Here is an 11,751-nt window from a genome sequence, read left to right on the forward strand (position 1 = left end):
GTCGCCCGCCGGGACCTCCTCGGTCCCGGGCCCGCGAACCCCGCGCGGTCTCGCCGAGCGCCGCCGCGCCCCTGCCCGGGGCGCGGCGGCGTACTCGCGCCCCGGGCCGCCGTCCGCCGCGGCCGGGCCCGCCCCGGACGCCGACCGCGCCGCGCGGACGCGAGGGCGTACCGGCGGGCGTCGGCACCGGCACGAGGCTCCACCGGTGTCTCCTCTCGGAACTCCCCCCGTACACCGGGTGAACACCGGCGTCCGGGGCGTGCTGCGGAGCGTGCCCACGACCTCGGGAAAAGCACCCGCCGGGCCCACCTGCGAACCCGGGTCTATTGGATGACCGGACTCCACCTATTGCGACCTGCACCGACAACTTCTGCTTGACGATCGACATAAGCCCGACGTACGGTTCGAGGCAGCAGGTGAGGCAGGTCACAAGGGTTGGGCTATGTGGCGTCTTCGGACCGTCGGCATGGACTCTCCCGGTTACGAAGAGCTGCCCCTCCCGCACCAAGTGAAGCCCGGCGGCGGCGACCCGTCGGGCCTCCTCCTCCGAGACGTGGGCGGAACGCTGACGGGCCCCGCGGCCCCGATTCCCGGCCACCGCGTCGTCCGCCTCCGGCAGGGCCAGCGAGGAAAGGAGCCGGTATGGGCTGAGAGCGATGAGGCGGCACCCCCGCTTCCCGCACCTGATAGCAGGAATTCCCCGTCAGCCCACCGGTCGCAGCCACACGGCCCCACCGGGCCGCACGACCACCGGGCCGCCCCTGCCGTCGGCGCCGGCACGCCGCACGGACTCATCGATTCACTCCCACCCCCCAGGTGAGGTTCCGTATGAAGAAGAGACCCCTGCTGACACTCGGCGCGCTCGCGTCGGGTGTCGCCATGGCGCTCACGCTGACCGCACCGGTCGCGTACGCCGACGAGACCGGCGAGGACGCGTTCAACACGCTGATCTTCTCCAAGACCACCGGCTTCCGGCACGACTCGATCCCCCACGGCGTCGCGCTCATCGAGGCGCTGGGCGAGGAACACGGCTTCCAGACCGCGCACACCGAGGACTCCTCGGTGTTCAACGACGAGGAGCTGGCCGCCTACGACGCGGTGATCTGGCTCTCCACCACCGGCGACGTGCTCAACGAGGAGGAGCAGGGCGCCTTCGAGCGCTACATCCAGGACGGCGGCGGCTTCGTCGGCGTCCACTCCGCCTCCGACACCCACTACGACTGGGAGTGGTACGGCGACCTGGTCGGCGGCTACTTCGCCAGCCACCCGCCGGGCACGCAGGACGCCCAGGTGGTGGTCAACGACAGGGTGCACCCCTCCACCGAGCACCTGCCGGCCAGCTGGGAGCGCCACGACGAGTGGTACGACTTCGACCTGTCCCCGCGCGGTGACGTGCACGTCCTGGCCGGACTCGACGAGGACTCCTACGCCGACCAGGTCGACCCCGGGGGCCAGATGGGGTGGGACCACCCGATCGCCTGGTGTCAGGCCTACGACGGCGGCCGGTCCTGGTACACCGGCGGCGGCCACACCGTCGAGTCCTACTCCGAACCGGAGTTCACCCAGCACCTGCTCGGCGGACTGCGGTGGGCGGCCGGGACCGCCGAGGGCGACTGCGGCGCCACGCAGTGGGACAACTTCGAGAAGGTCACCCTCGCGCAGGGCGAGGACTCCGTGGGCGAGCCCATGGGCCTGGCGGTCCTGCCCGACGGCCGCGTGATGCACATCACCCGCGGCGGCGACGTGCGGCTGTGGTCCCCCGACACCCACACCACCGAGCTGATCGCCCAGGTCCCGGTGTACAACCACGACGAGGACGGGCTGCAGGGCGTCGCCCTGGACCCGGACTTCGAGGAGAACGGGTGGGTGTACCTGTACTACGCGCCCGTGATCGAGGGCATCCCCGCGGGTGAGGCGCCCGCGGACGGCTCCCCGGAGGACTTCGAGCCCTACGAGGGCCACAACAGCCTCTCCCGCTTCCAGTTCACGGACGGGGAGACCCCCGCCCTGGACCTGGACAGCGAGCAGGTCCTGCTGGAGGTCGGGACCGACCGGGGCATGTGCTGCCACGTCGGCGGCCACATCGACTTCGACTCCGAGGGCAACCTCTACCTGGCCACGGGCGACGACACCAGCGCGTTCGGGTCGGACGGCTTCACGCCCATCGACGAGCGCGAGTCGCGCAACCCCGCCTTCGACGCCCAGCGCAGCTCGGCCAACACCAACGACCTGCGCGGCAAGCTGCTGCGGATCACGCCCACCGACGACGGCGGCTACGAGATCCCCGAGGGCAACCTCTTCCCGCCGGAGGAGTACAGCGGCGAGCAGACCCGGCCCGAGATCTACGCCATGGGCCTGCGCAACCCGTTCCGGTTCACGGTGGACGAGGAGGACGGCACCGTCTACCTGGGCGACTACGGGCCCGACTCCAACGAGCCCGACCCCGAACGGGGACCGCAGAACACGGTCTCCTGGCACGCCATCACCGAGCCCGCCAACATCGGCTGGCCCTACTGCATCGGCAACAACAGCGCGTTCGTCGACTACGACTTCACGACGGGGACCTCCGGCGAGGAGTTCGACTGCTCCGCGCCGGTGAACGACTCCCCGCGCAACACCGGCCTGGCGGAACTGCCCCCCGTCACCCCCGCCTCGATCTGGTACAGCTACGAGGAGTCGGAGGAGTTCCCGCAGCTGGGCACGGGCGGCGGCGCCCCGATGGGCGGCCCCGCCTACCAGTTCGACCCCGAACTGGAGTCGGACACCAAGTGGCCCGAGTACTACGACGGCATCCCGCTGTTCTACGAGTGGGACCGCGACTGGATCAAGCAGGTGCACCTGGGCGACGACGGCCAGGTCCTGGACATCACCGAGACCGTCCCGAACATCAGCCTGGCCAACCCCATGGACATGGAGTTCGGCCCGGACGGCTCCCTGTACGTGCTGGAGTACGGGTCCGGCTACTTCGGCGGGGCCGACGACTCGGCGCTGTCGCGCATCGACTACACCGGCGGCGGGACCACCCCGGTCGCCGACATCAGCGCCTCCACGACCTCGGGACCGGCCCCGCTGGAGGTGGAGTTCTCCGCGGAGGGCTCCAGCCACCCCGGCGGCCTGCCCCTGGAGTACGCGTGGTCGTTCGGCGACGGCCAGACCTCGACCGAGGTCTCGCCCACCCACACCTTCGAGGAGGCGGGCCAATACACCGTCGTTCTCACCGTGACCGACAGCGAGGGGCGCACGGGCACCGCCACCACGACGGTCACCGCGGGCAACACCGCGCCCGAGGTCTCCTTCCAGACCCCGCGGGACGGCCAGTTCTTCCACTGGGGTGACCAGATCCCCTTCAACGTGGACGTGGCGGACGCCGAGGACGGCTCCGTGGGCAAGGGCGTCGACTGCGGCGACGTCGCGGTCACGGCCTCGCTCGGCCACGACCGGCACGCCCACCCGTGGACCCAGTACGACAGCTGCGAGGACATCAGCATCACCGAGGTCGACGGCGGCCACGGGCACGACATGAACATCTTCTGGGTGCTGGAGGCTGAGTACACCGACTCCGGCGGGGACGGGGCGCCCGGCCTCACCGGAAGCGACGGCGTCACCCTCAAGCCCGCCCGCACCCAGGCGCAGTACTTCACCGACAGCGAGGGGGTCCAGACCGAACCCACCACGGACGCCGAGGGCGGCCTGGTCAACGTCAGCCACATCGGCCACGGCGACTGGACGGCCTACGACACGACCAACCTGGTCGGGGTCGAGCAGATGGAGTTCCGGGTCGCCTCCGCCGGGGCGGGCGGAACCATCGAGGCCCGCGTGAACTCCCCCGACGGCGAACTGATCGGCAGCGTCGACGTGCCCTCCACCGGCGGCTGGCAGGAGTGGACCGACGTGACCATGGACGTCACCGACCCCGGGGAGACCTTCACGCTGTACCTGGTCTACGACGGTGAGGGTCCCGCCGTCGAGGACGGCCTGTTCAACGTCAACTACTTCGAGGCGGTCCTGGACGGCCACGGCGAGCACGGTCCCCAGACCGAGCTGACCAGCCCGCAGGACGGCGCGGTCTTCGAGGAGGGCGAGGACGTCCCCCTCTCCGCCGAGGTCACCGACCACGCCGAGGCCGGTGTGGAGAAGGTGGACTTCCTCGTGGGCGAGGAGGTCGTCGCCACGGTGACCGAGGGCCCCTACACGGCCGCCTGGCAGGGGGCCGCCGCGGGCGAGTACGAGGTCAGCGCCGTGGCCACGGACGGCGACGGCAACACCGGCGCCTCCGAAACCGCCACCATCACGGTCGAGGCGGGCGGCACCGAGCCGCCCGAGTGCGCCCCGGCCGGGGCAGAGGACGGCTACACCCCCCTGTGGGACGGCCAGACCCTCGACGGATGGGCCATGGCGGGCCCGGGTGGGTTCGGCGTCGTCGACGACGGCGAGGGCTGCGCCCTGGAGACCCAGGGCGGCATGGGGCTGCTCTGGCACGAGACGGAGCTGGAGTCCTACCGGCTGAAGCTGGACTTCCTCGCCTCCGAGGAGACGGACAACTCCGGTGTCTTCGTCGGCTTCCCCGAGCCCGGGGACGACCCCTGGGTCGCCGTCGACGAGGGCTACGAGATCCAGATCGACGGCTACGGGGCGCCCGACGGCGACCCGATCCACCAGACCGGCGCCGTCTACGACTTCCAGGCGGCCGACTCCCACCCCGCGCGGGTCGGCGAGTGGAACGAGATGGAGATCGAGGTGGCCGACCCCATGATCCGCGTGTGGATCAACGGGGAGCTGGTGAACGAGTTCGAGAGCACCGACCCGGCGCGTGACCTGTCCTCGGGCCACATCGGGTTGCAGAACCACGGCGACGCCGACCGGGTGCTCTTCCGCGACGTCCTGGTCCAGGAGCTGGACGCGGTCGAACCGGTCACGTTCGCCGAGGTCCAGGAGCGCGTCGACGCCCTGGAGGCAGACGGCGCGCTGACCGTGTCCGAGGCGCGTCGGCTGACCCCGCAGCTGGAGCTGGCCGAACACCACCTGAACGTCGGCCGGACCGGGCAGGCCACGCTCGCCCTGGACCGGTTCGTCGGGGTGGCCGAGGCGGTGGCCGACGAGGCCGCCAGGGAGGAGCTGCTGGAACTGGCCGACAGGCTGCGTCCGCTCATCGACGACGAGTGACGGGACGCCTCCGGCGCGCGCCCGCCCCCTGGTGGGGACGGCGTCCGCCGGGGGTCCCGTGACCAAGGCGGGGCCGGTCGCGGCCGGCCCCGCCGCCCCCCGCGGTGGCGCCCCGCCGGAAAGGAGCGCGACGTCGCGGCGTCCGGCCCCCAGGTACGACGAGAAGAAGGTGTCACGGTGTCCGCCAAGAAGGCCCCCTCCTCCCCCGACCCGTCCAGCGGGACGCAGGCTCCCCCGCCCAGGCTCACCTGGTGGCTGACCGCCGGATCCCTCCTGGTGGTCGCCGCCCTCGTCGGCGTCCTCGTCCTCACCTTCACCGGTGACGACCACACCGCCCCCGACCCGACGCGCGTCGCCGAACTCCAGGCCTCCGCGCAGCAGCGCGACCGCGCGCAGGTCGACCAGCTCGTCGAGCGCACCACCGCCGCGCACGGGCAGCTGGTGCCCGTGGTGGAGAGCCTGGACGCGGCCGTGCCGCCCGACGGCTCCACCCCCGCCGGGGAGGCCCCCGACTCCGGGAAGGTCGACTCCTGGCTGGAGACCGTCCAGGAGGCGGCGGTCCACTTCGAGGACGCCCCCTCCGGCAACAGCGGCCACAACGTCGCGCACGCGGGGCTGTCCAACGCCGTGGACCTGCTGGGGTCGGCGGTCGTCGCCTACTCCAACGCCGAGCGTGCCCAGGACGGACAGCGGGCGGAACTGCTCGAACTGGCCGGAGACCTGCGCACCCAGGCGGTGCGCGGCTGGTCGGTGGCGGCCACCCAGCTGGACATGGTCAGCGTCGAGTCCGGCCACGGCCACGTCCACCTGTACCTGCCCGCGGCGCCCGGCAGCGGCGCCCTGGGACCCGACGGGGCCGAGCCCGGCGAGGGCGGCGCGCCCGCGGAGGGCGGCGCCGACAGCGGCGACCAGTGACCAGTGACCAGTGACCAGTGACCACACGGTTCCGGAACACCCGGAGGCACGCAGAGGGGAGCATGCGTTGACGCGAGTCGGAGTATGGCTGATCGGGGCGCGGGGGTCGGTGGCGACCACCGCCGTCCTGGGAGCCCTGGCGGTGCGGTCCGGGGCGTCGGGGAGTACGGGGTGCGTGACCGAGCGCCCCGAGTTCGCCCCGGCGCGCCTGCCCGGGATCGGCGACCTGGTCTTCGGCGGCCACGACGTCTCCGAGATCCGCCTGTGCGAGAACGCCGAGCGGCTGGCCCGGGCGGGGGTGCTGCCCGCGCACCTGCCGCCGGCCTTCGCCGACGAACTGGACCGGACCGAGCACCGCCTGCGCCGGGGCCTGCACGCCGCCACCGCCGGGGTGGGGCGCCGCGACGTGGACCGCCTGGAGGCGGACCTGCGCGAGTTCGCCGAACGGGAGGCGCTCGAACGCGTCGTGGTGGTGGACCTGTCCAGCACCGAGCCCCGGCCCGAACCGCACGCCGAGCACACCGACGCCGACGCCCTGGAGGCGGCCCTGGACGCCGGGACCGCGCGGATCCCGGCCAGCTCCGCGTACGCCTACGCGGCCCTGCGGGCGGGCTGCGCGTTCGTGGAGTTCACGCCCAACACCGGGCCCCGGCTGCCCGCCCTGGCGCGGCTCGCCGAGCGTTCGGGGGTGCCGTGGGCCGGGTGCGACGGCAAGACCGGGGAGACCCTGGTCAAGAGCGCGCTCGCGCCGATGTTCGCCGCCCGGGCGCTGCACGTGCGCTCGTGGTCCTCGCTCAACCTGCTCGGCGGCGGCGACGGCGCCACCCTGGCCGACCCGGCCAACGCCGAGAGCAAGCTCGCGTCCAAGGCGCGGGGTCTGGAGCACATGCTGGGCCACGGCCCGGACGGGCCCCTGCACATCGACTACGTCCCCGACCTGGGCGACGCCAAGGTCGCCTGGGACCACGTCTCGTTCGAGGGGTTCCTGGGGGCGCGGATGACCCTGCAGTTCACCTGGTCGGGCTACGACTCCGCGCTGGCCGCGCCCCTGGTGCTGGACCTGGCGCGGCTGACCGCCCACGCCCACCGTCGGGGCCGGGTGGGTCCCCTGCCGGAGCTGGCGTTCTTCTTCAAGGACCCCGTGGGCACCCGCGAACACGGCCTGGCCGAACAGTGGCGGGCCCTGACGTCCTGGTGCGCGGCACCGGAGGAGGCCGAGTGAGAGCGCGCGACCTGGCGAGGCTGGTGCGCCTGCCCGCGGCGCTGAGCGTTCCCGGCGACACCCTGGCCGGTGCCGCGGCGGCGGGGGGCCTGCGCGGCCCCGGGGCCTGGGCACTGCCCGCCGCCTCGGTCTGCCTGTACTGGGCGGGCATGGCCCTCAACGACTACGCCGACCGGGAGGTGGACGCGGTCGAGCGGCCCGAACGCCCCATCCCCTCGGGGGCGGTGCGCCCCGGCGAGGCCCTGGCGGTCGCCGCGGGGCTGACCGCGACGGGCGTGGGCCTGGCCGCGGCGGCGGGCGGACGCCGGGCGGCGGGGGTGGGCACGGCCCTGGCCGCCACCGTGTGGGGCTACGACCTCCTCCTCAAGAGGACGCCCCTGGCCCCGCTGGGCATGGCGGCGGCCCGGGGGCTGGACGTGCTGCTGGGCGCGGGCGCGCGCCCCGCCGACGCGGCCAGGCCCGCGCTGGCGCTGGCCGTCCACACGCTCGGGGTGACCGCCCTGAGCCGGGGCGAGGTGCACGGGACGCGGCCCCGCGTGGCGGCGGGGGCGCTGCTGTGCACCCTGGCCAGCGCCGCGCTCGCCGCCGCGCCCGCCCGGCCCCTGCCCGGACGGGCGGCGGGCGACGCCGCGGCCAGGGCCCTGGCGGGGGCGCTCGCGGGGGTCTTCGCGCTGGGGGTGGGGTCCGTGCAGGCCAGGGCGCTGGTCGAACCCGAGGCGCACCACGCGCGCGCGGCGACGGGCGCGGGCATCCGGGGGATGATCCCGCTCCAGGCGGCCCTGCTGGCCGGGTACGGCGCGCCGGACGCGGCGTGCGCGCTCGCCGTCGGCGCGCCCGTGGCGGCGCGGGCGTCCAAGGCGGTGTCGTTCACATGAGGTTCGGATACGGCACCAACGGCTTCTGGGACCACCGGCTGGACGACGCGCTGGCCCTGATCGCCGACCTCGGCTACGAGGGGGTGGGGCTGACGCTGGACCACCCGCACCTGGACCCCTTCGCGCCGGACGCCTTCGCGCGCACCGCCCGCATCGGCCGGCGGCTGTCCGAACTGGGGCTGGCGGTGGTCGTGGAGACCGGCGCCCGCTACCTGATGGACCCGCGCCGCAAGCACGAGCCCACCCTGGTCTCCGACGAGGGCGCCGAACTGCGGGTGGACCTGCTGCGCCGCGCGGTGCGCGTCGCCGACGACCTGGGGGCCGAGGCCGTCTCCTTCTGGTCGGGCGTTCTCCCGGCGGGGGCGAGCCGGGAGCAGGGCTGGTCACGGCTGACCTCGGGCGTGGAGCGGGTCCTGGCCACCGCCGGCGACCTGGGCGTGGACTGCGCGTTCGAGCCCGAACCCGGCATGTTCGCCGAACGGGTGGCCGACGCGCTGGAGCTGCGCGAGCGGCTCGGCGACCCGCCGCGGCTGCGGGTGACGGTCGACGTCGGGCACGGCGTGTGCAACGAGCCGGACGGCCCCGAGGGCGCGGTCCGGCGGGCCGGGGCCCTGATCGCCAACGTCCAGCTGGACGACATGCGGCCGGGTGTGCACGAGCACCTGGAGTTCGGTGAGGGCGAGATCGACCTGCCCGGGGTCCTGGGCGCCCTGGAGGAGGTCGGCTACCGGGGCCTGGCGTCGGTGGAGCTGCCCCGGCACGGGCACGCCGCCCCCCTGGTGGCCGAGCGGTCGATCCGCGCCCTCAGGCGGGCGCTGGCCGACTCCCGCGCGCGGAGGGCGGAGGTGTGAGCGGGGAGTACGCCTTCCTGGACACGGACGCGGCGCGCGGGGCGCTGGCTGCCCAGGTCGGGCAGGTGCGCGAGCGGCCCGCGCGGATCGCCGTGCTCTTCCCCGCGGCGGCCAGGAGCGTGGCGCGCGGGGCCGGTCCGTCGGGCGACCCCGACGGGGTGGCCGGGCCGACCCTGGAGGACATGGCGCGCGTGGAGCTGCTGTCCGCGCTGGCCGGGGCCCTGGCCCCGCCGGAGCTGGCCCGCGAGGTCCGCGACCTGTACCACCACGGCGACGCGGGCGAGCGGCGCGCCGTCCTGCGCGGCCTGGACGCTCTCGACGCGCTCGGCGGCGGCCGGGAGGAGGTGGCCGGTGCGGCGCGCGAGCTGCTGGCCGACGCGATGCGCGCCAACGACACCCGGCTGGTCGCGGCGGCGGCCGCCAGCGCGGCGACGGCCCTGCTCGACGCCGACTCCTGGCGCCAGGGAATCCTCAAGTGCCTGTTCACCGGCGTGCCCCTGGGGTCGGCGGCCGGGCTGCCCGACCGCGCCGACGAGGAGCTGGCGCGCATGTGCGCCGACCACGCCGAGGAGCGGGTCCTGGCGGGGCGGCCGGTCCCCGACGACGTCCACCTCGTGCTGCGGCACTTCCCCGGGCAGGCCGCCCGCCTGGACACCCACCGAACGGAGGCGTGATGCGTATCTTCGACCCGCACATCCACATGACCTCGCGCACCACCGACGACTACGAGGCGATGTACGCCGCCGGGGTGCGGGCGGTGGTCGAGCCGTCGTTCTGGCTGGGCCAGCCGCGGACCGGCGTGGACTCGTTCCGCGACTACTTCGACGGCCTCGTGGGCTGGGAGCGGTTCCGGGCCGAGCGGTTCGGGATCCGCCACCACTGCACGATCGCGCTCAACCCCAAGGAGGCCAACGACCCCCGCCTGTCGGGGGTGCTGGACCTGCTCCCCCGCTACCTGGCCAAGGACGGCGTGGTGGCGGTCGGCGAGGTGGGCTTCGACTCCGGCACCACCGAGGAGGAGAGGGCCTTCCGCCACCAGCTGGAGCTGGCCGGGGAGTTCGGGCTGCCCGTCCTGGTGCACACCCCGCACCGCGACAAGGCGGCCGGGACCCGCCGCACCCTCCGGCTGGTCGCCGAGTCGGGGATCGCGCCCGAGCGGGTGCTCGTGGACCACCTCAACGAGGCCACCGTGGCCATGGTGCACGAGTCGGGGTGCACGCTGGGCTTCTCCATCTACCCCGACACCAAGATGAGTCCGGAGCGCATGGTGCGCGTCCTGTCGGAGTGGGGCCCGGAGCGGATGGTGGTCAACTCGGCCGCCGACTGGGGCCGCAGCGACCCGCTCGCCACCCTGCGCACCGGCGAGGCCATGCTCGCCGCGGGCTTCACCGGACGCGACGTCGAACGCGTGCTCTGGGACAACCCCGTGGAGTTCTACGGCCGCAGCGGACGCCTGCTGCTGGACGACGTGCACGGGGCCGACCGCACCGCGACCTACTCGGGGAACTCGGTGCTGCGCGGCGAGCGCGCGGGCGGAGGTGCCGCGTGAGGCTGCGCCACCCCGACGGAACGGTCGTCCACCTCGCCTACTGCACCAACGTGCACCCCGCCGAGGATCTGGACGGCGTCCTGCGCCAGATCCGCGTCCACGGCGGCGGCGTGCGCGAGGCCCTGGGCGCGGACCGGCTCGGCCTGGGCCTGTGGCTGCCCGCCCCGCTGGCCCGGGAGCTGGCGGCGGACCCGCGCCTGACCGACCGGCTGCGCGCGGGGCTGGAGGACGCCGGGCTGGAGACGGTGACCCTCAACGCCTTCCCCTACACCGGGTTCCACGCGCCCGTGGTCAAGCGGGCCGTGTACCGCCCCGACTGGACCGACCGGGCCCGGCTGGACTACACGGTGGACTGCGCCCGGGTGCTGGCGCGGTTGCTGCCCGACGACGCCGCGCGGGGCAGCGTCTCCACCCTCCCCCTGGCCTGGCGAGAACCGTGGGACCCCGGCCGCCTGTCCGCCGCCCGCGCGCACCTGGCCGAACTCTCCGACGCCCTGGAGGACCTGGCGCGGCGGGGACGCCCGGTGCGGGTGGGGCTGGAACCCGAACCCGGGTGCGTCGTCGAGACCACCCGGGACGCGGCCCGCCTGCTCGGGGACCCGCCGCCGCACCTGGGCGTGTGCCTGGACACCTGCCACCTGGCGACGGCCTTCGAGGAGCCGGGGGCGGCCCTGGACCGGCTCTCCGGCGCGGGCCTGCCCGTGGTCAAGACCCAGGCGTCGGCGGCCGTGGAGGTCCCCGACCCCACCGACCCGGCCGCGCGCGAGGCCCTCGCCGCCTTCACCGAGGACCGCTTCCTGCACCAGACGCGCGCACGCGGTGCGGACGGGGCGCGGCAGGGCCGCGACGACCTGGACGAGGCCCTGGGCGGCGCCGCTCCCCTGCCCGGCGGCGCGCCCTGGCGCACCCACTTCCACGTGCCCCTGCACGCGCCCGCCACCGCCCCGCTACGCGGGACCACCGGCCACCTCACCGAGACCCTGCGCCGCCTCCTGGGGCCCGGCGGCGCGCGCACCGACCACGTGGAGGTGGAGACCTACACCTGGTCGGTGCTGCCGAAGGAGCTGCGCCCCGCCGACCGGAAGGGGCTCACCGAGGGCATCGCCGCCGAGGTGGCCTGGGCTCGCGACCGCCTGACCGACCTCGGCCTGACCGTCCTCTGACACCCCCGAACCG

General features: G+C 74.5%; 8 protein-coding genes. All 8 read left to right on the top strand.

Annotated elements, in window-relative coordinates:
* Nucleotides 1-828 precede the first annotated feature (828 nt).
* Nucleotides 829-5,163: a ThuA domain-containing protein gene (locus PV789_RS16040; protein WP_274973375.1), complete on the top strand. Its 4,335-nt coding sequence runs from the start codon at nt 829-831 to the stop codon at nt 5,161-5,163.
* Between the two features lie 177 nt (nt 5,164-5,340).
* Nucleotides 5,341-6,078, top strand: a complete 738-nt coding sequence (locus PV789_RS16045; RefSeq protein WP_274973376.1) for a hypothetical protein — start codon at nt 5,341-5,343, stop codon at nt 6,076-6,078.
* Nucleotides 6,079-6,145: 67 nt separating this feature from the next.
* Nucleotides 6,146-7,300: an inositol-3-phosphate synthase gene (locus PV789_RS16050; protein ID WP_274973377.1), complete on the top strand. Its 1,155-nt coding sequence runs from the start codon at nt 6,146-6,148 to the stop codon at nt 7,298-7,300.
* Nucleotides 7,297-8,175 (top strand): SCO3242 family prenyltransferase, encoded by an 879-nt coding sequence (locus tag PV789_RS16055; RefSeq protein WP_274973378.1) that lies wholly within the window; start codon nt 7,297-7,299, stop codon nt 8,173-8,175. Before PV789_RS16050 ends, PV789_RS16055 begins: the two co-directional genes overlap by 4 nt.
* A complete protein-coding gene (locus tag PV789_RS16060; RefSeq protein WP_274973379.1) occupies nt 8,172-9,026 on the top strand; it encodes a sugar phosphate isomerase/epimerase family protein in 855 nt (284 codons plus the stop codon). The genes PV789_RS16055 and PV789_RS16060 overlap by 4 nt, the downstream gene beginning before the upstream one ends.
* Entirely contained in the window at nt 9,023-9,700 is a 678-nt protein-coding gene (locus tag PV789_RS16065; RefSeq protein ID WP_274973380.1) for an EboA domain-containing protein, read from the top strand. The genes PV789_RS16060 and PV789_RS16065 overlap by 4 nt, the downstream gene beginning before the upstream one ends.
* A complete protein-coding gene (locus PV789_RS16070; protein ID WP_274973381.1) occupies nt 9,700-10,575 on the top strand; it encodes a TatD family hydrolase in 876 nt (291 codons plus the stop codon). The genes PV789_RS16065 and PV789_RS16070 overlap by 1 nt, the downstream gene beginning before the upstream one ends.
* A complete protein-coding gene (gene eboE, locus PV789_RS16075) occupies nt 10,572-11,738 on the top strand; it encodes a metabolite traffic protein EboE (protein WP_274973382.1) in 1,167 nt (388 codons plus the stop codon). Before PV789_RS16070 ends, eboE begins: the two co-directional genes overlap by 4 nt.
* Nucleotides 11,739-11,751: the final 13 nt, after the last annotated feature.

It is taken from the genome of Nocardiopsis camelliae, from assembly GCF_028993595.1.
GTDB classification, from domain to species: domain Bacteria; phylum Actinomycetota; class Actinomycetes; order Streptosporangiales; family Streptosporangiaceae; genus Nocardiopsis; species Nocardiopsis dassonvillei.

Coding starts and splice junctions, on each gene's coding strand:
- PV789_RS16040 (WP_274973375.1), top strand. CDS start 829: ATGAAGAAGAGACCCCTGCTGACACTCGGCGCGCTCGCGTCGGGTGTC.
- PV789_RS16070 (WP_274973381.1), top strand. CDS start 9,700: ATGCGTATCTTCGACCCGCACATCCACATGACCTCGCGCACCACCGAC.
- PV789_RS16060 (WP_274973379.1), top strand. CDS start 8,172: ATGAGGTTCGGATACGGCACCAACGGCTTCTGGGACCACCGGCTGGAC.